The following is a 23,298-nucleotide window of genomic DNA, read 5'->3' as shown; positions in this document are numbered from 1 at the left end:
TGTTAGCACATCTAGCACAAGGGATTTTTTTGTAGTTTTGAAGGAGGACACGAGATGAGCTTGTTGTCTCAAAAGTTTAAGTTTCTTCGCAAGAAGGAAGTATCTCCAAACGGCCATCAAATCACAGAAGATGGAGGTCGTGAATGGGAAAATTATTATCGTGACCGTTGGTCTTACGATAAAGTTGTCCGCACAACACATGGCGTAAACTGTACTGGTTCTTGTAGCTGGAATATTTATGTTAAAAACGGTGTTGTAGCCTGGGAAAATCAAGCAATTGACTACCCTGAAACACCAGATGATATGCCAGATTATGAACCACGTGGGTGCCCTCGTGGTGCAACATTCTCTTGGTATCTTTATAGCCCTTTGCGCGTAAAATATCCTTATGTACGTGGCGAATTGGTCGAGCTTTGGAGAGAAGCGAAGAAGCATGCTAAGAATCCAATCGAAGCCTGGAAATCTATCGTAGAAGATCCTGAAAAAGCGAAAAAATATAAGTCAGCCCGTGGTATGGGTGGCTTTGTGCGCTCCACATGGGATGAAGCAACAGAAATTACTGCAGCATCCTTACTATATACAGCAAAAACATATGGCCCTGACCGCAACGCAGGCTTCTCTGTAATTCCTGCGATGTCCATGTTGTCCTATGCAGCAGGGGCTCGTTTCCTTAACTTGATGGGTGGCACACCATTGTCCTTCTATGACTGGTATGCCGATTTGCCACCTTCCAGCCCTCAAGTTTGGGGTGAACAAACTGATACACCTGAATCTGGTGACTGGTATAATGCTGGTTACATCATGACGTGGGGTTCTAACGTACCGTTGACCCGTACGCCAGATGCTCACTTCTTGACAGAGGTTCGTTATAAAGGTACTAAAGTAGTATCCGTGTCTCCTGACTATGCGGAATCTACAACTTCTTCCGATGCATGGCTCAATGTAAAAGCTGGTACCGATGCGGCTCTTGCAATGGCAATGGGTCACGTTATCCTAAAAGAATATTACATCGACAAAGAAACTCCGTACTTCAAAGAGTATGCAAAAGAATTTACAGATATGCCATTCCTTGTACGCGTTGAAGAAATCAATGGTACAGTACAACCAGGTCGTTTCTTGAATGCTAAGGACTTAGGTCGCCAAGAGGAAGGCGCTGACTTCCAAATGGTATTGATTGATGAATTGACAAATGAAATCGTTGTTCCTAATGGTACAATGGGTGAACGTCACACACATCCTGAGAAATGGAACTTACGTCTTGAAAATCGTGATACAGGGGCTAAAATCGATCCTCGTTTATCCGTATTTGATCAACGGGAAGATGTGACTGTTGTTAAATTGCCATACTTTGGTGATGAAGAGCACGAAGGCATTATTGAACGCGCTATTCCAACTATTACAGTACAAACTGTTGATGGTCCTGTGAAAGTGACTACTGTATACGATCTTATTCTTGCTAACTATGGTATCGATCGTGGTATCGGCGGTGAAGTGGCTAAAGCTTACACTGATGACACTCCTTACACACCTACATGGCAAGAAAAAATCACTGGCGTAAAAGCAGATATCGCTATTGCTACAGCTCGTGAATTTGCAGATAATGCAGAAAAAACTAAAGGTCGCTCCATGATTATCATGGGTGGTGGTATTAACCACTGGTACCATGCAGATATCATTTACCGCACAATCTTGAACCTCATCATGTTCTGTGGTACAGAAGGTGTTAACGGTGGTGGCTGGGCTCACTACGTAGGTCAAGAAAAACTTCGTCCTGTTGAAGGCTGGGGCGGTATCATGACAGCTAACGACTGGAGTAAAGCTCCTCGTTTGCAAAATGGTACATCTTGGTTCTACTTTGCTACAGAACAATATCGTTCTGATTGCATCGATTTGGCAGACCGCGTGTCTAAATTAGCTAAACCTCGTTACCGTCACCCTGGTGATTACAACGTATTGGCTGCACGTTTAGGTTGGTTGCCATCTTACCCTACTTTCAATAAAGGTAGCCAAGAATTGATTAACGATGCTCGTGCAGCAGGTGCTGGTACAGAAGCAGAAATCAATCAATATGTGGCGCAAGCATTGAAAAACAAAGAATTACAATTCTGCGTAGAAGATCCAGCGGCTAAAGAAAACCACCCACGCAACTTGTTTGTATGGCGTGCAAACCTTATCGGTTCTTCCTCTAAAGGCCATGAATATTTCTTAAAACATTTACTTGGTACAAAACATGGTGTTCTTGAAGATGATGATGCACCAGTAAAACCAGAAGAAATCAAATGGCGCGAAGCAGATGAAGCTGGTAAGCTTGACCTCTTAATCGATATCGACTTCCGTATGGCTTCTACAGGCTTATACTCTGATATCGTATTCCCAGCTGCTACATGGTATGAAAAAGAAGACTTGTCTTCTACAGACATGCATCCATATGTACACGTATTCCAAGCAGCTGTTGATTGCGCATGGGAAACTAAATCTGACTGGGATACATTCCGTACCCTTGCAGAAACAGTATCTCGCGTAGCGAAAGAGTCTGGCTTCACAGAATATGAAGATATCGTAGCATTACCTCTTGGTCATGACAGCCCAGGTGAAGTGGCACAACCAGAAGGTAAGGTTCTTGACTGGAGCAAAGGCGAATGTGAACCAATTCCTGGTAAAACAATGCCGAACCTTGTTCATGTAAAACGTGATTACAGTAAAATCTTTGAAAAATACATTGCGTTGGGACCTAATATCGAAAATAAAATGGGTGCTCATGGCATGGCGTGGGATGTATCTGATGAATACAAGACATTATATGATCAAAATGGTATCATCGATAATCCAGAATTCATTTCTCATGGCCGTCCTAGCATTTACGAATGTAAGGAAGCTTGTAATGTTGTATTAACATTATCTTCTTGTACAAATGGTAAATTGGCTGTTCGCTCTTGGAAAGCTATGGAAGAAAAAACAGGTCTTTCTGGTCTTGAAAAGAACGCAAAAGGTCGCGAACAAGAAAAAATTACTTTCGATGATATGGTTCGCCAACCACGCTTCATCATTAGCTCTGTAACAAGTACTGGTAAGAACGATAAAAACCGTCGTTACTCTCCATTTACAACATCTACAGAAGATAAAGTACCATTCCGTACCGTAACAGGTCGTCAATCCTTCTATTGTGACCATGAAATGATGCGTGATTACGGTGAAGCTATGGCGTTGTACAAACCTGTATTGTCCTATAAACCAGTACAAGGTGACTACAAACAAGAAGGTATCCCTGAAATCACATTGAAATACTTAACACCACATCATAAGTGGTCTACACATAGTATGTATTTCGATAGCCAACAAATGTTGACATTGTTCCGTGGTGGTCAAACAATTTGGCTCAACGAAGATGATGCAGCAGAAATTGACGTTAAAGATAATGATTGGGTAGAAGCTTTCAACAAAAACGGTATCGTTGCAGCTCGTGCTGTAGTTTCCCCACGTATTCCTCGCGGTATTTCCTATATGCACCATTCCCAAGACCGTCACATCAACGTTCCTGGCGCGAAGGTTAAGAAACAACGCGGTGGTACGCATAATGCACCAACTCATATTCACATGAAACCGACACACATGATCGGCGGTTATGGCCAATTGAGCTATGGCTTTAACTACTATGGCCCAACTGGTAACCAACGTGATATGACAATTGTGGCTCGTAAAATGAAGGAGGTAGATTGGCTTGAAGATTAAGGCTCAAGTATCTATGGTCCTAAATTTGGATAAGTGTTTGGGTTGTCATACATGCTCTATCACTTGTAAAAATACATGGACGAACCGCGAAGGCGCGGAATATATGTACTTCAATAACGTGGAAACTCGCCCAGGCGTAGGTTACCCACGTCATTGGGAAGACCAAGAAAAATGGAAAGGCGGCTGGACATTAGATAATTCTGGTAAATTGGCTCTTTCTACAGGTTCTAAAACAAACCGTTTGATGAAATTATTCTTCCATCCTGAACAACCAGAATTGAAGGATTACTTCGAACCTTGGACATATGACTATGAAACATTGATTCATGGTGGTCGTAAAAACAACCAACCAGTTGCTCGTCCTCGCTCTCTTGTGACTAAACAAAAAATGGAAGTTACTTGGGGCCCTAACTGGGATGACGATTTAGCAGGTGGTCAACATGCTCGTTCCGATGTGAACTTGGCTAAGATGGGCGAAGATATCGTATTTGACTACGAAGAAGTATTCATGCGTTACTTGCCACGTCTTTGTAACCACTGCTTGAACCCTGCATGTGTAGCTGCATGTCCATCTGGCGCAATCTACAAACGCGATGAAGATGGTGTAGTTCTTGTATCTCAAGACGTATGTCGCGGTTGGAGACATTGTGTTCCATCTTGCCCATACAAAAAAATCTTCTACAACTGGGAAACAAATAAAGCTGAAAAATGCGTATTCTGTTACCCACGTTTGGAAAATGGCTTGCCTCAAATCTGTGCTGAAACATGCGTAGGTCGTATGCGCTACGTAGGTGTTGTATTCTACGACATGGACAAAGTCGAAGAAATGGCAGCTACAAAAAATGAACAAGATATTTACGAAAATACAGTAGAGTTAATCTTGGATCCTCATGATCCTGAGGTTATCAAAGCAGCTCGTGCAGAAGGTATCTCCGAAGCATGGATTAAAGCAGCTCAAAAATCTCCTGTATACAAACTTGTAAAAGAATGGGGCGTGGCATTGCCATTGCATCCTGAGTACCGTACATTGCCAATGGTTTGGTATGTGCCACCACTCAGCCCAATCTTGCAACGTGTAACATCTGATGTATACTTGCCAGATGCACACGAAATGCGCGTGCCTGTACAGTACTTAGCTAATCTGTTTACAGCAGGTAACACAGAAATCTTAGCTCGTACATTGCAACGTGTTCTCGACATGCGTGAATACATGCGCCGTCGTGAAACAGGTGATGGTCCTATCGAACACAAAGTTGATTTAACAGAAGATCAAATGTACGCTATGTATAAATTGTTGGCATTGTCCAAATACAATGATCGCTTTGTTATCCCATCTGATGTTAAAGTATCTCGCGAAGGTCGCCTAGAAATGCAACAAAATCGCGGCTTTGCTTGCCCTACAGGGGGATGTCAATAATGAAGGATGCTCAGAAAATCGCTCTTATTGCGTCATTTCTTCTACGCTATCCTGATGAACAATGGTATAACGAATTACCTGAATGGAGAGAGGACGCCCAATCCGTTGGGCATCCTCAACTTCGCCAAGGTTTATTAGAATTCTTCGACTATGTAGAGGAATCCGATAAAAAAGAATTTGAAGACCAATATGTTCGTACCTTTGATTTTAGTCAAAATACAACTATGTATTTATCGACGTATGAGTTACAAGGTACAGGGGAACAAGCGGAAGAACTCGTAAAATTTAAAGCTTTCTTCCTCGAAAACGACTATGATTTGCCAAAAGAAATGCCTGATTATATTCCAGCACTTCTTGAGCTATGTGCCGTTATCGATGATGAAAAATCAAAAGAAATTTACGACTATTGTAAGCCAAAATTGGAATACATTAGAGAACGCTTCATTGAGGCTAAACTGCCTTATGCATTCTTGTTTGATATTATCTTGTCTGTTGCAAATGGATTGGAGGACGGTGCACGATGAATCTATTCCTTTGGGGCGCTTTGCCTTACATCGCATTCACCTTCTTAATCGTAGGTACTTTGGTTCGTTTCTTCTACTTTGAAAGAAACTGGACTACAAAATCGAGTGAATTTTTAGAGAAAAAACAATTGCGCATCGCTAATCCATTGTTCCACTTTGGCTTGCTATGCGTTATCGGCGGTCACGTAGTAGGTGTATTAGTACCTAAAGCTTGGACTGCTGCTATTGGTATCAATGACCATATGTACCATGAAGGTGCATTATATATGGGTGCTGTAGCTGGTATCATCTTCATCGTAGGCTTCTTGCTCTTGATGAAACGCCGCTTTACTGTGCCTGCTATGAAAGTTAACACATCTGGCCTCGATAAATGGTTATATTTGTTCTTAACATTAGCTATTTTCAGCGGTATGGCTGGTACATTGCTTAATGCATCTGGTTTCTTTGATTACCGCGTATCCATCGGCCCTTGGTTCCGTAGCTTGCTATCCTTTATGCCAGATCCATCCTTGATGGAAGGCGTACCATTCATGTTTAAATTCCACATGTTGGCTTGGATGGTAGTGGCTATTATCTTCCCATTCAGCCGTTTGGTACACTGCTTGAGTGTTCCACTCAACTACTTAACACGTCCGTTCATCGTATATCGTAAACGTGATCAAAAATAATTAGGATGATGATTGATTTGTACGCCTAGATATAATAGGATTAATCAATCTATAGCCCCTTGTAATAGTGAAAGCATATGCTCACAACTACAAGGGGCTTTTTATTTACTTATTCTGTATTAGATTGTATTTTACTCTCAGTAGAGAAGAATATTGTTTGTTGTAATAAGCTTAGAATTACCATAATAGATATTTTATTTTAGAATTATTCTTATAATAAATACTATCTATCTAATATAAGTAATCTACAAAATTCGATTTAAATGATAAACTATATCGTATAGATTAATTTTTAGATGTTATTTAGAGAGGTATATGATGGATCAAGTAACAACAAAACAGCAAAAAAGTATTTACCATATCTTTATATGGATTGCTGTATTCTCCTTAATTATGATCGGTTTATTAGAGTGGGGTTACATGGTTGGTGGCCGTGCTTTTGGTAACTACAAAGTTTACACAGGCCTTGTGCCATGGTGTGTATGGATTGTTATGACTTATTTAGCGACTCGCCCTAAATGGTTTACAAGCCGCTATAATTTAGGTGACATGTATAAGGTGCACCGTGCATTGGGTATTGCTACTGTAGCTGTTATTGCGTTCCATTTATACCTTTATTTTGGTAAAGCTGCTAAATCAATCTTAGGTTGGTGGGGTGGTTATGTAGCTCTTACTTCCTTTAGTATCGCCACTATTTCTGGCCTTGCGTTCTTAACGCCAAAACTTAGAAAAGTTACCGCTTCTGGTCGTAATATGGGCATTTGGCTACACCGTTTAAATCTTGTAGCATTAGTTGCAGCAGATATACATATTCATGGTTTTAATCGCATTTCCAAAATGGTACCATTCTTACAAGTATTTGATATCATTACATACGGACTTGTGCTTTACTGCATTTACTTGATGTTAAAAAAGAAATAATATGAATTGATAAAATCCCTTCTGTGTTATACAGAGGGGATTTTTTTGTTATATTTTTAGTTTCTAAGGAATTCAATATTCTATATTATCAGTTTGATGCATAAATGATTGTGAGATTGATATACATTTTCTATTTACTACCTTAATGAAAATTGATATTATCTGTATGTTAAATATGATAATGATAATCAGAGTCATATATTCATTATCTATTCATTTTATTTCTTGTTATTATTCGTGTGTGAGGTTTATTATGATTAAACGTAAAATGACTAGTGCTTTTGCAGTAGCAGCCATGATGGGTGTGGCTACAGCCTTTGCTGTTAACCCATTTTCTGATGTTCCATCTGATAGTTGGGCATATCAAGCTGTAGATCAATTGGCTACAGCAGGTATTATTAATGGTTATCCTGATGGAACTTTCAAAGGTCAAAATAACATTACCCGTTATGAAATGGCTCAAATGATTGCAAAAGGTATGGCTAATCAAGATCGTGCCAATGCAGAACAACAAGCTATGTTGAATCGCTTAGCAGATGAGTTTTCCAATGAATTAAATACATTGGGCGTACGTGTAGCTAAATTGGAAGACCGTGTAGGTAATGTTAAAGTTACTGGTGATGCTCGTATCAACTACATCGGCAAAGAGGGTGGCGATGGTTATGATTACGAAGATAAAATCACAGCCCGTGTACGTTTAGGCCTAGATGCAAAGGTTAATAAAAATACATCTGTGAAAGCTCGTATTACAACAGGTGCTATAGAGTTAGGTGATAGCTCTAAAACAGCACAAGCTAATTGGGATTTAGCTTATGTAGAGCACAAATTTGGTAAAAATGTTGTAGTTGATGCTGGTCGTTATACCCAAAAATTTGGTGGTGGCTTGATTTATAGTTCAAACTTTGATGGTGTAGGTGCTACAGCTAAACTTGGTAAAAAAGTTACTTTGAATGGTGCTTATGGTTATATGACAGCAGGCCGTTTTGCAAAAGTTTCCAAGGAAAATAACGGTGATGTGAGCATTGTGAATGCTAATGTGGCTGTAAATAATCACTTTAGCTTTGGTGGTATGCTTGCTCATGTAGGTACAGCGAATGTACGCATGGGTAATGGCAAGAAAAATAATGACTTTGATAATGTATATGGCTTCAATGCGAAATATAATGTAGGTAAACTTGATGTTCACGGTGAGTGGGTTAAAGCATCAGGCTTGAGTGATTCTGATATTTGGAATGTAGGCGCTAAATGGGGCAACTACAAAATTGATAAAAAGAATTCTTGGGCAGTAGGCTTAGATTACTACGATCAAGCTAAAAATGCACCGATTTTCAAAACACAAAAATACGAATCTAATGATTTACAAAAAACAACGCGTTTTGAAGGTTATAAGGCGTGGGAGTTGGGCGCATCTTATGCACCAGAGAAAAATATTGGCATTAATGCATACTACGGTTTCAATGCTAAAACACAAGAAGGCAATCGCGTAAATGATTACTATCGTGCGGATCTTAACTTCAAATTCTAATGTAATAATTGGATTCTAATTTAATCAGTAATTAGTTCTAAGTAGAATGCTATAGGGTGAGAGTGTTTTATTAGCATGCTACATTAGGCCAAACTAGATGTATACTTGTAGATCGTATAGGACATAGAGAGGTTTATTATGGCAGAAGTTGTAAAAAAACAGTTTAAGAGTAAATACCATATTTTAATTTGGATTGCAGTTTTATCCCTAATATTTATGGGTATGGTGGAATATGGTTATGTAACAGGTGGTAGACCATTCGGCAACTGGAAGGTTCACTTAGGACTTATTCCTTATGTGGCATGGCTTGTATTAACATACATTGCAACAAAACCAAAATGGTTTATCAAACGATATAATCCAAAAGAAATGTTTGAAGTTCATCGCATCGTAGGTATTGTTAGTGTTGTTCTCGTATGTGCACACTGGTATGTATACTTCTTGAAAGCTTTGAAATCCTTCTTAGGCTTCTGGGGCGGCTATATTTCTCTTGTGGCTATGTTTATTGCTCTTATCTTTGCGGTATTATACTTAACACCTTGGGTAGGCAATATGGCAAAATCTGTATCCCGTAAAAAAGCAATCTGGATTCATCGCTTGAATCTAATTGCCATTATTGCGGCAAATATCCATGTTCATGGATTTGGCCGTTTATCTAAAATGGTACCATTCTTGCCTGTATTTGACGTAGTAACTTATGCGCTTGTTATTTACTATATTTATTGGATGTTCAAACAAAAATAATATATCGTAGGCATCTCTTTCTTTAGTAAAAGTAGGGGAACCACATGATAAAAGAGACCATCTCTGGCCCTAATGGGTATAAGCGATGGTCTTTTTTTGTCGTTTGCGATACAATAGAATCATAAGTATATATTCTATGGATTTATGTAAATATATGCTATTGCATTCTTTTGAGGTAAGAGTAAAAATCTGTTCTATAAACATTTTTTTGTATTATAGTATACTTTAGCTCATATCGATATGTATATTACTACCTTTATAGGTAATTTCAAATAGGAAAGAAGGATATTATGGATTCTTCTTGGAAACGAATTATATACCTAATCTGTACTATACAGGTTGGTGGGGGTATAACAATTATCGGTGTATTATCCTTCCTTCCGTTATTTTTAGCTGAGCTAGGTCTTCATGATCCAGGAGAAGCGGCCATGTGGGCAGGCCTTGTATCAGGTGTAACGCCTTGTATGGTGGCTCTTAGTGCTCCCTATTGGTCGCGTAAGGCAAATCAGCTTGGTCCGCGTAAGGTAATGATGTTTATCTTGTTTACCCTGATGGTTACGGTTGGTACCTGTGCTTTTACACAAACACCATGGCAGTTATTGATGTTACGTATTTTGCAAGGCGTGGTGGGGGGATATGTTCCGATAGGCTTGGCTATTATTATTCTCATAACCCCTGAGGATAAGGTGCCTTGGGCGATGGGCTTATATCAAGCCTCCATGGTTATGGGCCTCGTTTTTGGACCGCTTATGGGTGGTTTGGCAGCGGACTTGTTAGGTTATCGCGCGCCATTTGTTATGTTCTCAGCCTTAACAGGGCTTTGTATGTTGGGAATTTATCTATTCATGCCTAATCTACAGTTTGAGCATAAGGTAGATGCTAGAGAGTCGCAGCTGTCTCTAATTAAATCCTTTTTGGTCATACCTCGTGTTCGCCTCTTGGTAGGGCTATTGTTCTTATGTAATTTTGGTATTACCGGTATTGGTCCTATTTTACCACTATACATTAAGCACTATATGCATATGAATGATGAGTTTGTAGCCACCATTGTTGGTATAATTATTTTTGGCGCCGGTTTGTTTAGTGCTTTAGCTTCAATCTCCATTGGCAAGATAACAGAACGTTTAACCATGCCTCGTATTGTTTTTACTGCTACATGGGCTGTAGGGTCTTTGTTTATACTTCAATATATAATGCCTAGTATATGGGGCCTTGGCATATTCCGTGCCATTGCAGGATTCTTCATGGGCTTTATTACACCGATTGCCAATACGCTCATATCCAAGGCTGTTCCTATTGAGCGCCGAGGTATCGTATTTGGTGCGGTGTCGAGTGTAGCCATGATGGGAAATGTATTGGGGCCTGTCCTTAGTGGTATGATTGCTCGCGCCTTTGGGTATGGGGCGGTCTTTTGGTCTACAGCAGCTATATTCTTTGTAGCGGCCCTGTTTATTTATCGTAGTTTAGTTATTCCTAGTGAAAGTTAATCATCATAGCTGATCTGCTTTCACCGTTTTAGACATAGTTAAATATATTTAGTATTATGTAGAGAATCGATAGATACTATAGATTCTATGTAAGATACTATGTAGAGAAAACGTATAGCAAACTCCAATATGGGGCTATATGTTGCGAAATGTTTCAAAGGTATTGATTTGTCTAATCCGTAAGAGAGATGAGAGTGCATCGTTATGTTATTAAAACAATTAGAGTATTTTGTATGTGTAGTAGATAATAACAGTTTTACACAAGCTGCAACAGAGCAATATGTATCTCAATCTGCTATATCTCAGCAAATCAAGGCTCTTGAAAATAGCCTTGGTGTTGAATTAATGGTTCGAGAGAAACGAAGCTTTCATCTAACACCAGCAGGACAATATTTATATCGATCTGGTAAGAAGTTATTAGAACGGTTCCATGATATTAAGGTAGAAACGACGCGCATTGGTACAGATGCACGGGTGAGTTTGCGCATTGGCTATTTGAACCGTTATAGTGGGATTGCTATGCAGCAAACTGTGATTCGCATGGCAAAGCGTTATAAAAATTTAGATATTCGTATGTACAGCGGCAGTCATGAAGAGCTATATGGCATGCTCAGCGATCGTCGTGTAGATGTAGTATTTAATGATCAATGGCAAATTTTGTCTGATGATTTTGAAAGTCATTTAATTGATAAAGCCACTACATTTATAGAGGTACCACAAGGATATACTAATGAAGATTGTGTAGAACTAAAGCATATCGATGATTTACCACTTATTTTATTGTGTCGCGGGAAATATACCTTGTCTGAAGAGGAACACTATCGTAAGGCCATAGGTTATAATGGTGCCTTCGCTTATGCTCGTACGTTAGAAGAAGCACGATACCTGGTTGCAGGGCAGCAAGGGCTATTACTATTAGATTGTTTTAAATACTTAACAGATCCTATGCCAGGTATCGAACGTAAGGTGTTGACGAATCATAGTAAACCTATGGAACGCCACTACTACTTTATATCGCAACGAAATCAAAATAATTCGTATATTGTAGCTCTTAGAGATATGTTCCGGCAGGTACTTGAAGAATTATAAATGAGATTATAAATGAAAAAGTCGTTAGCAACTTGCTAACGACTTTTTTCTTTTTTGTACATCATCTATTTGTATTTTTCTTATATAGTTATGATGGTATTAGTGATTTAGACTTTTCTTTGTATCTATGACTATAACCTTACAAAAAGTCTCTTAACATCATGAAGCCATCAATACATAGTTTGATACCGTAAATGACGAGAACCGAACCACAGAAACGGTTAATCCATGCCATATGAGTAATTTTAATTTTTTTAGCTAGTAGATGCATTGTAGTAGCTAGAGAACCAAACCAAATTGGTGTCATAACTAAGAAACCAGCGAAGAAGTGGTAGATGCTTTCTTTTGGAATATTAGCTTGAAAAGCACCGAGCATCATTGTCGCATCTAGAATGGCTTGAGGATTGCCCCATGATACCGCAATGGCTGAGACAATAATTTTTCTAATTGGAATATGTGTGTCCACATTGCGCATGTCTGGTTCAGTTTTAAATATATTAAAGCCCATATAAACAATGAGGAGGCCCCCAAAGAGGAGAACTATGAGCTTTGTGAGTGGCCACATTTCAAGAACGGCACCAATACCATAGAAGGCGGCAGCACTTAAACTCATGTCAAAAAACGCTAGTATGATTAGCGTCAATATAATGCGACGGACAGGTTGCACCAAGGCCGTATTAATAATGAAGAGGTTTTGCATGCCAACAGGGGCAAACGTAGCGAGGCCGACAAGAAGTCCTTGTAAGAAGTACATATTAACCCTCCTGACTATGGTATGATAAAGTACTAATAAGGTGAATAGTAGCACGAAACCCCTCCATTACTGGAGGGGTCCTTACTATTCTATTCATATATAATTATAACATAATATACAATATATGTATATTTTCTACCATAAACCTATTATATGTTGTGCCATAAGGCTTACGGCAGAAATAGCAATCCAGCAACAAGCACCTAAGGTTAGAGCAGAGCCGCCGGATTTTAATAATTTTACAATATTTGTATTAAGGCCGATTGCTACCATAGCCATTGTAATAAAGTATTTGGAAATTGTTTTGAAGATACTCAAGAATTGAATATCTACATTAGCATAGGATAATGCTGTTGTAATAAGGGAGCAAAGTACAAAGTATAAAACAAATCTTGGGAAAATCTTAGCAATACTAACGTTTGCACCATCTGTCTGAGAGGCATTTTTCTTGGCTTTGTATACTTGATAACTAGCGAGGCCTAAACATATAGGAATAATAGCTAGGGTACGTGTTAGCTTTACGATAGTAGCATATTCCAAAACTTGAGTGCCCGTACCTTTCATACTATCCCATACAGCAGCTGTTGCTGTTACAGAAGAAGTATCGTTAACTGCAGTACCAGCGAACAATCCAAAGCCCATGTTAGAGAGCCCAATGGCGTCGCCTAATTGAGGGAATACGAAGGCGGCTACCACATTGAAGAAGAATACAACAGAGATTGCTTGTGCAATATCATGATCCTCTGCTTTAATAACTGGTGCCGCTGCAGCAATAGCGGAACCACCACAAATGGATGAACCAACACCGATGAGAACAGCTGAGTTAGAGTCAATATGGGTTAATCGATAAATAACATAGGATACGATTAACGATGTAGCGATGGTAGAAATGATGACAGGTAAAGAAATCCAACCTACATGTAGAATCTGTGTAATGTTAAGACCAAAGCCCAACAAAATAACGGCCCACTGTAAAATCTTTTTGGATGTAAATCCAATGCCAGCACCTGTTTTTTCCCGTTTCCAAGAGGTGAAGATAGAACCGATAATTATACCTAAAATGATGGCAAAGATTGGACTACCTACTAGATGAAATTGCTGTCCTAGTAGCCAACAAGGAATAGCGAGAATGGCACAGAGCAAAATGCCTGGCAACGTTTTTTGATTGATACCCATTATAAAACCTCCTTACTGTACATACAGTTCACGTCATATGCGGTATCATGTGGCGTTTGCTTTCTATAGTGTTAATAGTACCATAGGAAGGGTTTTAAAATCTACTATATATGTCAGAATTATACAGAATATTCATCGCATTTTTGAAGTTTTTATATGATTAATATAAATAAAAACAAATTATAAGATAGGAGTTAATATTATTGAGTTAAAGATTTTATATAATCGTAAAATTCATAATAATAATTTATAAGTTGAAATTTAAACTTGTTTTGTGATGAATAAGGTGTATATAATGAATAGAATCTATTTCAGGTGGAAATAGAGTATATAAAGTGAGGACCCTTATGATTGATATTACAAAAATAATTGAAACCAATAAAGAATATGTGAAACAACACCCTGAGCTACCAAAGGCGGGGCTAACAAGCCATCCTACAAAAAAGTTAGGCATCGTAACTTGTATGGATACCCGCTTAGTAGGTATGCTAGAAGAAGCACTAGGCTTTAATCGAGGTGAGATAATTGTCATCAAAACTGCAGGAAATAGTGTAACACAACCTATCGATAACATAGTGCAAAGCTTGCTCGTTGCTACCTATGGTATGGAAATTGAAGATGTGCTAATCATCGGTCATGAAAACTGCGGTATGATCGATTTTTCTGCTACTACATTCATGGAATCTATGAAAGCGAAAGGTATCAGTGAAGATGCTATTCGCATGATCGAACCGGGCCTTATCGACTGGATGGATCGATTCCATATCTCTGAAGACAATGTAATTTATACAGTTAACTTCCTACGCCACCATCCACTATTTCCAAAAGGAATGGGCTTCTATGGAGGCATGATGGATCCTGATACAGGCGAATTCCGCTACCTTGAAATTTAGGCTAAGATTTGATTGGGCCCAAGTTGATTTGTACATTTAGGTGAAAAAGAACGATAACTAACCTCTACGCTCCAAAGCGAGCTAAGTCGCTAATCGGTTAGTTATCGTTCTTTTTCTAACTGTACCTATGAATTAGTCCCATCAAATCTGAATGTCCATTAACGAGTTAGCGTAATTTCGCCGCATCAAGAGGGGGAAGAGAAATTAATGGGCCCCGTTAGATAACTACATTTAGGTAAAAAAGAGTGATGACTAACCTCTACGCTCCAAAGCGAGCTAAGTCGCTAATCGGTTAGTCATCACTCTTTTTATAACTGTATTTGTGAACTCGTCCCATCGAGTCTATTCATAAATCAATAAAACAAAATTCACTGTATCAAATGAGTAAGGGACGAAAAAGTTATCGTTCTTTTTCCAACTGTACCTATGAAGTAGTCCCATCAAATCTGAATGTCTATTAACGAGTTAGCGTAATTTCGTCGCATCAAGAGTGAACAAAGAAAGGGAACGGCTTAGCCATTCCCTTTTCTTGCTCTCTATATAGCCAACCTATTATTTTCGCATTTAAGGTTGATGGTAGGACTATATGGGACTATTACATAAGTACAGCCATAAAAATCACAGAACCTAGTAAAGAGCGACTTAGCTCGCTTTGGAGCGATGAGCTAGGTTCTGTAATTTTTAACTAGGGTCTCACTAATGTATTCGGGCCCCATATAGTCCTATTATGGTAAACCTTAAGCGTAATAATAGGTTGACTATATATTCCTTTTCGCTGTATATTGTAATTAGATTGTAAACTTAATCATATACATTAGTTAACCTATGCGGCAGTAAGTATTCGCTTGAGAGGAGCCTTGTATGAAGCAGTTAGGTATTTCTATAATTGGTACAGATACAGATGTAGGTAAGACGTTTGTGACAGGGTTATTGGGGGCGATGGCTGTAGACGATGGCTTTGCTGTTGGTATGGTGAAACCTGTGTCTTCTAGTGCAGTTCCTTTCCCTGAATGTGTGACGATGGATGAGGATAATTATAATATTGGCCTTGAGAGTAAAGATGCAACACATTTGATGCGCTCGGCAGGTATTCCTGAATCTCGTCGTCATGAAGTGAATCCTTATGCTATTGCCGGTGATTTTTCACCTCGCCTTGCAGCGGAATTGGCTGGTATCGAGATTGACTATGATGGCCTTGTAGAACATACATTAGATGTAGTGAGTCGCTATGACATAACCTTTGTAGAAGGTGCAGGCGGTATCACGACCCCTCTCTATGGAGATAAAACTTTCACAGATTTTATGAAAGATATCAAATTACCAGCAATTGTTGTAGCAGATGGTCGTCTTGGATCTATTAATCGCGCCGTTTTGACTTGCGAATATGCTAAGTTGCATGGTATCGAGGTGAAAGCTATTATCGTAAATGATACAACAGCTGTAGATCTGTTTTTGTTGAAAACAAATGTGGCAGATATGAAGCGTTACACAGGTGTTCCTGTAGTAGCTGTAGTGCCGCCATACCAAGGTCCGGATATTCAAAAGGTTCAACTTGGTTGGGCTCGATCTTTTATTGATTCTAAGGAATTATGGAACACAGTATTAGGTCTATAAATAATAATTGGCTGATTTTATATTAGCTATAGCAATTTTATATATGTTAGAAGTGATATTGAGTACATGTTAACAGTAATTTTGAGACGTATTAAATTTGTAATTTAGCATACCTTAGATTGGGCAACTTAATTTAGTTTATATAAGGTATATGTGATAGAGAGTTATAGTTTGTAAACTTAGTAAGTATGAGGTGACGAAATGACAGAGAAACAGCTTTCACAAGCAGCACAATGGGACCACGAGTTTGTATGGCATCCATTTACACAAATGCAAGATTGGCTAGCACAAGAACCAGTAGTAATTGAACGCGGTGAGGGGGTATACCTCATCGATGAGAACGGTAAAAAGTATTACGATGGCGTATCCTCCTTGTGGGTTAATATTCATGGTCACAACCATCCTGTATTGAACCAAGCATTGAAGGATCAAATCGATAAAATCGCGCATAGCACGTTATTAGGCCTCGTAAGTCCTCCGTCTGCACAATTGTGTAAAGAGCTTGTAGAGCTTGCTCCAGAAGGCTTAGATAAAGTATTCCTCTCTGATGATGGCAGTACGGCTATCGAAGTGGCTATTAAAATGGCGTACCAATACCGTCAACAAGTAGGGCAAACGAAAAAGACTAAGTTTATTGCCCTCAATGCAGGATATCATGGGGATACATTAGGTACTGTATCCGTAGGTGGTATTCAATTATTCCACCAAGTATTCCATAATCTATTATTTAAACCATTAACATTGCCAAGCCCTGGTGTGTATAGAGATTTGGCAGATCGAGATAAAGCCTTTGAAGAGTCGTTGACTGAATTGGAACGCATCCTTAACGAAGAAGGTGATGAAATCACAGCTCTTGTTATGGAACCATTGGTGCAAGCAGCGGCAGGCATGCTCGTAATGCCTCACGGCTATTTGAAACGCGTTCGTGAATTAACAGAACAACACGATGTATTCCTCATCGTTGACGAAGTAGCTACTGGCTTTGGTCGAACTGGCAAATTCTTTGCTTGCGAACATGAAGGGGTATCTCCAGATTTTATGACCTTATCCAAAGGTATCACTGGTGGGTACCTTCCATTAGCGGCAACATTGACTACAAAACGCGTATTCGATGCATTCCTCGGCACCTTTGAAGAAAAGAAAACATTCTATCATGGTCACTCCTATACTGGTAATGCCTTGGCCTGTGCCGTTGCGTTGGCTTCTTTGAAAGTATTCCGTGATGAAAAGGTAATTGAACAATTGCCTGCTAAAGTAGACGCTTTCACAAAGGCTCTAGAACCTATTAAATCTTTGAAACATGTTAAAGAGGTTCGTCAGCGGGGCCTCATCGTAGGTATTGAACTTGAAAAAGATGTGTCCACCCACGAAGCGTATCGCCCGAATGATGCGGTAGGTGCTAAGGTGGCAATCCTTGCCCGTGAACAAGGTCTTATTTGCCGCCCTATTGGCGACGTGGTTATCCTCATGCCTCCATTGGCATCCGCTGTGGAACAATTAGAGGACATGGTTCGTATTGTAGGTGAAAGTATCCAACGTGCCACTGAGGAAGAGGGGATACTTAAAGATATGCGCCCAATTATTTTATAATGCTAAATTAATTATTGAAAAGCTACACCTATTGTCTTTTGTTAGTAGTTTAAGGCAATGGGGTGTAGTTTTTTTGCATAACATATCGAAATTTCGTCATATTTTAAACTATAGACTATACATTGCCAAAATTCGATGATTATTTAGCATATCTATGATACTATATATGTATAAAGGAGGTCATCGTATGGACATTTATGTAATTATGCAAGTTATTATTTTATTTGGTGCCATCTTCCTCGGTGTTCGCCTAGGTGGCATGGGCATCGGTTACGCTGGCGGCCTTGGGGTTGTGTTGTTAAGCCTTGGTATGGGGATGTTTCCGGGACAGATTCCATGGGATGTAATTCTGATTATCATGTCTGCTATCGCAGCCATCTGTGCCTTACAGTTAGCCGGCGGTCTTGATTATTTGGTGCGCATTGCTGAAAGTATTTTGCGTAAAAATCCTAAGCATATCAACTATTTAGCACCAACTGTTACGTATTTCTTAACTATTCTAGCGGGTACTGGTCATACAGCATTCTCTATGATTCCAGTAATCGTAGAGGTGGCGAAAAGTGAAAACATTAAGCCATCTGTGCCATTATCTATCGCCGTTGTAGCGAGTCAAATTGGTATCACAGCGAGTCCTGTATCGGCAGCAGTAGTTGCTATGAGTGGGTTCCTTGAGCCATATGGTGTTAACTATCCTACATTGCTCGCCATCTGTATTTCCACAACATTTGTAGGGGTTATGATTACGGCATTTATCATGTCTACCTTTGCGAATAATGATTTATCTTCTGATCCAGTGTATCAAGAACGTTTGGCGGCAGGTCACGTGGCGCCACCTCGTGAAAAAAGCACTGATTTCCACTTAAAACCTGGTGCAAAAACTTCAGTATTGATTTTCTTGATTGGTATCATTTGTATCGTATTCTACGCAACAGCAATTTCCAAAAACATTGGTATTATTAAACCAGTTATCTTTGGTCGAAATGATGCTATCATCGGCTTTATGATGATTATTGCGGCTGCTATCACATTCTTCTGTAAGCTTGATACAGCAGAACTTGTTAATACAAGTACATTCAAATCCGGCTTATCCGCTTGTGTCTGTGTACTAGGCGTAGCATGGTTGGGTGATACCTTTGTAAAAGGTCATATCCCTGAAATCAAAGCGCTCGCTTCTAGCATGGTAACAGCATATCCGTTCCTATTGGCGGTAGCGTTCTTCTTTGCAAGTACATTGTTGTATAGTCAAGCAGCGACTACACAAGCTTTGGTACCAGCTGTAATCTTAGCTCTCGGTATTACACCAGAGAATACAGGATCCGTTTATATTATTATCGCATCCTTTGCAGCTGTATCTGCACTCTTTGTATTGCCTACATATCCAACACTTCTGGGGGCTGTACAAATGGACGATACGGGCTCTACGCGAATTGGTAAACTCGTATTTAACCATCCATTCTTCATTCCAGGCGTACTTGCTATTGCCATCTCCGTAGCACTCGGTTTCCTAGTGGCTCCGTTGATGCTGTAATTGGTGAAAACTAAATAAGGTTAATACAAAACATATTTAAAGCTAAAAAGGACGTAACTATCAGTTGCGTCCTTTTTGTTGTTTAAACATTAGTTGTCTATTTTCTACTTCTTGTTTTTGCACTTCTTACAAATTCCTGCGATCTCAAGGTGATGTTCCGTCACAGTGAATCCTGCTTCGCTGAGTTCTTTAGGCATTTCTACGACGGGGCAGGTATGGAGTGGTAGCATCGCACCACAGCTCGTACATACTGCATAGTGGCGGTGTGTATGAGGGGTGATTTCATAATATGCCATATCACTACCCATGAGCGTGGTACGTGTAACGATACTCTTAGTTTCTAATAGTTCAAGTGTACGGTAGATAGTAGACATCCAAGTAGTGCTACCGTCACCTAAGCGTTCTGCGATTTCAAGGGCTGTAATAGGTTTATCTGTAGTTGTTAATACAGACCAAATGGCTTCGCGCTGTTTGGTCTTTTTTATGCCTTCTGGCCAAGTTGTTGTATTCATAGCTCTCTTTCGATTCTGTTTTAATACTAAACATGCTATACACCTGTATAGTTAAATGACTTATATGGCTAATAAAATATCAAATATGTTATCGCATTTGGTTAGATATATTTTTATATATAACTAGTTATATTTTTTATTCTACTAGCTATATTATTTGACTCTAACTAGTTATATTACTCTAACTAGCTATAATGTTTATGCCCAAATATATTACTTATTGTTTTAGCTTATCTACTAAACTGAAAGCGTCGTATGATGGCACGAATATTCTTAATGACTAACACTATTAGTAGGATCCCTACCGATGTTAGGGACACGAAGCCACCAGGTGCTACGTTAAGAAAGTAGGATCCAAAAAGTCCGATGATCATGGCAAGTAAGCTAAATCCAATGGAGCATAATAAAGTTATTTTAAATCCTTTTTCTAATTGTAATGCAGATGCTACTGGTAATGCAATCATGGCACTCAATACGAGAACACCAACGATTTTAATAGAAATGGATACGGCGGCAGCCATTAAGATAGCAAAGATATAGTTGATAAAATCTACCTTAACACCTGCTACACGAGCCGCTTCTTCATCGTAAGCGATGTAGAGTAAGGAGTTATACAAAAAGTATAGCGTTAATACTGATAAAATGGTGAGCACTGCAATACTAATCATATCGGTTGCGTTTACCGTTAGGATGCTACCAAAGAAGAATACATTTGCGTTAGCCTTTAGTTTGCCTGAGCTAATAAGTGTAATAGCTGTACCGATGCTGAGGGATAAGATGATAGTAAGAATAAGATCGAGATGGTGTGAAAAATATTTTCGCAAGAACTCGATGAGTGCACCGCAGATGGCAGTGAAGATAAAGGCTCCTAAAATTGGATTAGTATTCGTTAATAAACCTAGTGTAATACCTGCTAGCGATGCGTGACTCATGGTATCGCCAATCATACTGGAACGGCGTAACACCATGAAGATACCAATACATGGACATAAAAGAGAAATACAAATTGCTACGAAGAAGGCATTTTGCATGAAATCATAACTAAACATGGCGCACCTCCTCAACTGTGGTATCATCGGCCTGAGCCTGAGCCTGAGCCTGAGCCTGAGCCTGAGCCTGAGCCTGAGCCTGAGCCTGAGCCTGAGCTTCTATTGTTACATCTGTGAAACAGGAGCAGTTTTTGTGATCTATTGGATTGCGACCTGTACTGTGCATGATTTCACTAGCATATTGCTCAGGGGAGCAAAGGTGACCTTGACCATTTGCAATATGGTAGATATTAGTTGAGTTAGCTAAGGCCATTTCGATATTGTGCTCAACAGAGATAATCGTAATATGGTGTTTTTGGTTCAAATTGCGAAGTAGAGCATAGATGCCCTCTTGGCTTTTTCTGTCGATACCTGTTGAAGGCTCATCGAGGATGATGAGATCTGGCTTACCGATGAGGGCGCGGGCGATAGATACACGCTGAGCTTGTCCACCTGAAAGTTTGCTGATGAGACGGTCTTTAAATTCCGTCATATGGGTAAGCTCTAATACGCGATTGACTTCCTGCTTATCCTTAATCTTTAAAAGTTTTCGGTAGGAATCGAGGATTTCTTTTACCGTAATAGGAAAGCCTGCGTGAGAGAAGTCATTTTTTTGAGACACATACCGAATATTATTGGTGCTTCGCTTGATAGAACCTTTTACCGGTGTAAGAAAACCTAAAATAAGACGGAGTAAGGTACTTTTACCACACCCATTATCCCCAACGATGGATATATAATCACCACTGTGAATATGTAAATTAAGGTCGTTTAGCACATAAGGAGGTTGACCTTGATAGGAAAAATAAAGATGTTCTATTGATAACATATGAAAACCACATTTCTGATTGACAAAATTCTAAGTAAGTTTATACTATAACTATATTACAAATGCAACTGAGTCGCAACTGCAACTAAAGAATAGAGTGTATTCTGTATAGGCATAGCGATCAGGATTTTACAAAGGAGGACTACGATGATCAAGAAACTGATTTTGTTAGTTGTAGGTATTATGATGGCTGCTTTATTTGCAGGTTGTGGCAATGATGCACCGAATGCACAGAAGGAACAAGCAGGTAAAAAAATCCAAGTGGTAACAAGTTTTAATGCAATGGCTGAGTTTACAAAGGCTATTGGTGGTGACAAGGTAGAGGTATCTACTATTATACCAGATGGCGTAGAACCACATGATTTCGAGTTGAAACCTGAAAATATGAAACAATTGGCAACAGCTCAAGTGTTTGTGTATAACGGTTTTGGTATGGAGCCTTGGGCAAAACAAGCTATCGAAGCAGCTAAGAATGATAAACTCGTATCTGTTGTAGCTACTGAAGGCGTTGAAGCTATTAAAAATACTGATCCAGAAGAAATTAAAGAACATGGTGCAGAAGATCCTCATGCATGGTTATCTTTGAAAAATGCTAAAATTGAAGTGAAAAATATCAAGGATGCTCTTGTAAAAGTTGACCCAGCAAACAAGGATTATTATGAAAAGAATTATACTGAATACGTTGCTAAATTAGATGCAATGATTAAAAAATATGAAGAGCAATTCGCTAAAGCTCCGCATAAAAACTTTGTTACAGGCCATGCAGCGTTTGCGTACCTATGCCGTGACTTTGGTTTAGAACAAAATAGTGTGGAAGATGTATTTGCTGAAGGCGAACCAAATGCAGCGCAATTGGCTAAACTCATCGAATACGCTAAAGAAAACCATATTACTACTATCTTTGCAGAAGAAATGGCTAGTCCAGAAGTATCCAAAACTTTGGCACAAGAAGTAGGCGCTAAGGTAGAAACTATTTACACTATCGAAAGTAACGAAGATAATAAAACATACTTAGAACGTATGGATGAAAACCTTACAAAAATTGCAGCATCTTTGCAATAAGATAAATGAAAGAGCAGCCCCTAGTGGGCTGCTTTTTTGCGTTATAATAGGCTAAAATAATATCTTAAAAGTTAGATTATATAGTATAATATATTATCAGATTAAATAAAAAGGAGACTTGATATGGTTATCATTAATAAATTAGGGGTTGCTGATGAAAGGTCTTGACCATAATTATTATTTTGAAGGGAATCAATTAATTAAAAGT

19 protein-coding genes are annotated in these 23,298 nt (G+C 39.1%); 14 read left to right on the top strand and 5 right to left on the bottom strand.

Annotation, left to right across the window (positions count from 1 at the left end):
• Positions 1-54 precede the first annotated feature (54 nt).
• The 9 genes from AAAT26_RS05080 (at position 55) to AAAT26_RS05040 (ending at position 12,104) form a co-directional block, all read left to right on the top strand.
• Positions 55-3,729 (top strand): nitrate reductase subunit alpha, encoded by a 3,675-nt coding sequence (locus tag AAAT26_RS05080; RefSeq protein ID WP_349208945.1) that lies wholly within the window; start codon positions 55-57, stop codon positions 3,727-3,729.
• Complete coding sequence (gene narH / locus AAAT26_RS05075) at positions 3,719-5,146, top strand: nitrate reductase subunit beta (protein ID WP_077708023.1); 1,428 nt, start codon at positions 3,719-3,721, stop codon at positions 5,144-5,146. Before AAAT26_RS05080 ends, narH begins: the two co-directional genes overlap by 11 nt.
• Entirely contained in the window at positions 5,146-5,670 is a 525-nt protein-coding gene (gene narJ, locus AAAT26_RS05070; protein ID WP_156697105.1) for a nitrate reductase molybdenum cofactor assembly chaperone, read from the top strand. Before narH ends, narJ begins: the two co-directional genes overlap by 1 nt.
• The gene (gene narI / locus AAAT26_RS05065; protein ID WP_101928706.1) at positions 5,667-6,338 is read left to right on the top strand and encodes a respiratory nitrate reductase subunit gamma; all 672 of its coding nucleotides are present in this window, start codon (positions 5,667-5,669) and stop codon (positions 6,336-6,338) included. The genes narJ and narI overlap by 4 nt, the downstream gene beginning before the upstream one ends.
• A 318-nt stretch (positions 6,339-6,656) precedes the next feature.
• On the top strand, positions 6,657-7,259 hold the full coding sequence (locus AAAT26_RS05060; RefSeq protein WP_077708025.1) for a ferric reductase-like transmembrane domain-containing protein: 603 nt from the start codon (positions 6,657-6,659) through the stop codon (positions 7,257-7,259).
• Between the two features lie 253 nt (positions 7,260-7,512).
• Positions 7,513-8,784, top strand: a complete 1,272-nt coding sequence (locus tag AAAT26_RS05055; protein WP_077708026.1) for a putative porin — start codon at positions 7,513-7,515, stop codon at positions 8,782-8,784.
• A 138-nt stretch (positions 8,785-8,922) separates the two neighbouring features.
• Positions 8,923-9,528 (top strand): hypothetical protein, encoded by a 606-nt coding sequence (locus AAAT26_RS05050; protein ID WP_012863818.1) that lies wholly within the window; start codon positions 8,923-8,925, stop codon positions 9,526-9,528.
• 290 nt (positions 9,529-9,818) lie between these two features.
• A complete protein-coding gene (locus AAAT26_RS05045) occupies positions 9,819-11,015 on the top strand; it encodes an MFS transporter (protein WP_349208944.1) in 1,197 nt (398 codons plus the stop codon).
• 204 nt (positions 11,016-11,219) lie between these two features.
• Positions 11,220-12,104 (top strand): LysR family transcriptional regulator, encoded by an 885-nt coding sequence (locus AAAT26_RS05040; protein ID WP_008603042.1) that lies wholly within the window; start codon positions 11,220-11,222, stop codon positions 12,102-12,104.
• 139 nt (positions 12,105-12,243) lie between these two features.
• Here the strand turns inward: AAAT26_RS05040 and AAAT26_RS05035 are convergent, their stop codons facing one another.
• Complete coding sequence (locus AAAT26_RS05035; RefSeq protein WP_004694005.1) at positions 12,244-12,858, bottom strand: LysE/ArgO family amino acid transporter; 615 nt, start codon at positions 12,856-12,858, stop codon at positions 12,244-12,246.
• 135 nt (positions 12,859-12,993) lie between these two features.
• Positions 12,994-14,034: a YeiH family protein gene (locus AAAT26_RS05030; RefSeq protein WP_349208943.1), complete on the bottom strand. Its 1,041-nt coding sequence runs from the start codon at positions 14,032-14,034 to the stop codon at positions 12,994-12,996.
• Positions 14,035-14,381: 347 nt separating this feature from the next.
• Between AAAT26_RS05030 and AAAT26_RS05025 the strand changes: the two genes are divergently transcribed.
• From AAAT26_RS05025 to AAAT26_RS05010, 4 genes are all read left to right on the top strand, one after another.
• On the top strand, positions 14,382-14,927 hold the full coding sequence (locus tag AAAT26_RS05025) for a beta-class carbonic anhydrase (RefSeq protein ID WP_012863820.1): 546 nt from the start codon (positions 14,382-14,384) through the stop codon (positions 14,925-14,927).
• An 861-nt stretch (positions 14,928-15,788) separates the two neighbouring features.
• Positions 15,789-16,541 (top strand): dethiobiotin synthase, encoded by a 753-nt coding sequence (gene bioD, locus AAAT26_RS05020; protein WP_077708028.1) that lies wholly within the window; start codon positions 15,789-15,791, stop codon positions 16,539-16,541.
• A 201-nt stretch (positions 16,542-16,742) separates the two neighbouring features.
• The gene (gene bioA / locus AAAT26_RS05015) at positions 16,743-18,131 is read left to right on the top strand and encodes an adenosylmethionine--8-amino-7-oxononanoate transaminase (protein WP_077708029.1); all 1,389 of its coding nucleotides are present in this window, start codon (positions 16,743-16,745) and stop codon (positions 18,129-18,131) included.
• 187 nt (positions 18,132-18,318) lie between these two features.
• Positions 18,319-19,659: an anaerobic C4-dicarboxylate transporter gene (locus AAAT26_RS05010; protein ID WP_008603031.1), complete on the top strand. Its 1,341-nt coding sequence runs from the start codon at positions 18,319-18,321 to the stop codon at positions 19,657-19,659.
• 104 nt (positions 19,660-19,763) lie between these two features.
• Here AAAT26_RS05010 and AAAT26_RS05005 read toward each other — a convergent pair whose 3' ends face one another.
• From AAAT26_RS05005 to AAAT26_RS04995, 3 genes are all read right to left on the bottom strand, one after another.
• Complete coding sequence (locus AAAT26_RS05005) at positions 19,764-20,171, bottom strand: Fur family transcriptional regulator (RefSeq protein ID WP_205112832.1); 408 nt, start codon at positions 20,169-20,171, stop codon at positions 19,764-19,766.
• Between the two features lie 230 nt (positions 20,172-20,401).
• A complete protein-coding gene (locus AAAT26_RS05000) occupies positions 20,402-21,220 on the bottom strand; it encodes a metal ABC transporter permease (RefSeq protein ID WP_174892177.1) in 819 nt (272 codons plus the stop codon).
• The gene (locus AAAT26_RS04995; protein ID WP_349208942.1) at positions 21,213-22,028 is read right to left on the bottom strand and encodes a metal ABC transporter ATP-binding protein; all 816 of its coding nucleotides are present in this window, start codon (positions 22,026-22,028) and stop codon (positions 21,213-21,215) included. The genes AAAT26_RS05000 and AAAT26_RS04995 overlap by 8 nt, the downstream gene beginning before the upstream one ends.
• A 147-nt stretch (positions 22,029-22,175) precedes the next feature.
• On the opposite strand from AAAT26_RS04995, the gene AAAT26_RS04990 reads away from it, so the two are divergent.
• Positions 22,176-23,090, top strand: coding sequence for a metal ABC transporter substrate-binding protein (locus AAAT26_RS04990; protein WP_008603023.1), 915 nt, complete (start codon positions 22,176-22,178; stop codon positions 23,088-23,090).
• The last annotated feature ends 208 nt before the right edge of the window (positions 23,091-23,298 follow it).

It is taken from the genome of Veillonella parvula, assembly GCF_040094895.1.
GTDB classification, from domain to species: domain Bacteria; phylum Bacillota; class Negativicutes; order Veillonellales; family Veillonellaceae; genus Veillonella; species Veillonella parvula_L.
The sequence above is the reverse complement of the archived record's forward strand: the minus strand, read 5'-3'. Positions and strand labels throughout refer to the sequence as shown.

Coding starts and splice junctions, on each gene's coding strand:
- AAAT26_RS05080 (WP_349208945.1), top strand. CDS start 55: ATGAGCTTGTTGTCTCAAAAGTTTAAGTTTCTTCGCAAGAAGGAAGTA.
- narJ (WP_156697105.1), top strand. CDS start 5,146: ATGAAGGATGCTCAGAAAATCGCTCTTATTGCGTCATTTCTTCTACGC.
- narI (WP_101928706.1), top strand. CDS start 5,667: ATGAATCTATTCCTTTGGGGCGCTTTGCCTTACATCGCATTCACCTTC.
- AAAT26_RS05060 (WP_077708025.1), top strand. CDS start 6,657: ATGGATCAAGTAACAACAAAACAGCAAAAAAGTATTTACCATATCTTT.
- AAAT26_RS05055 (WP_077708026.1), top strand. CDS start 7,513: ATGATTAAACGTAAAATGACTAGTGCTTTTGCAGTAGCAGCCATGATG.
- AAAT26_RS05050 (WP_012863818.1), top strand. CDS start 8,923: ATGGCAGAAGTTGTAAAAAAACAGTTTAAGAGTAAATACCATATTTTA.
- AAAT26_RS05045 (WP_349208944.1), top strand. CDS start 9,819: ATGGATTCTTCTTGGAAACGAATTATATACCTAATCTGTACTATACAG.
- AAAT26_RS05040 (WP_008603042.1), top strand. CDS start 11,220: ATGTTATTAAAACAATTAGAGTATTTTGTATGTGTAGTAGATAATAAC.
- AAAT26_RS05035 (WP_004694005.1), bottom strand. CDS start 12,858: ATGTACTTCTTACAAGGACTTCTTGTCGGCCTCGCTACGTTTGCCCCT.
- AAAT26_RS05030 (WP_349208943.1), bottom strand. CDS start 14,034: ATGGGTATCAATCAAAAAACGTTGCCAGGCATTTTGCTCTGTGCCATT.
- AAAT26_RS05025 (WP_012863820.1), top strand. CDS start 14,382: ATGATTGATATTACAAAAATAATTGAAACCAATAAAGAATATGTGAAA.
- bioD (WP_077708028.1), top strand. CDS start 15,789: ATGAAGCAGTTAGGTATTTCTATAATTGGTACAGATACAGATGTAGGT.
- bioA (WP_077708029.1), top strand. CDS start 16,743: ATGACAGAGAAACAGCTTTCACAAGCAGCACAATGGGACCACGAGTTT.
- AAAT26_RS05010 (WP_008603031.1), top strand. CDS start 18,319: ATGGACATTTATGTAATTATGCAAGTTATTATTTTATTTGGTGCCATC.
- AAAT26_RS05005 (WP_205112832.1), bottom strand. CDS start 20,171: ATGAATACAACAACTTGGCCAGAAGGCATAAAAAAGACCAAACAGCGC.
- AAAT26_RS05000 (WP_174892177.1), bottom strand. CDS start 21,220: ATGTTTAGTTATGATTTCATGCAAAATGCCTTCTTCGTAGCAATTTGT.
- AAAT26_RS04995 (WP_349208942.1), bottom strand. CDS start 22,028: ATGTTATCAATAGAACATCTTTATTTTTCCTATCAAGGTCAACCTCCT.
- AAAT26_RS04990 (WP_008603023.1), top strand. CDS start 22,176: ATGATCAAGAAACTGATTTTGTTAGTTGTAGGTATTATGATGGCTGCT.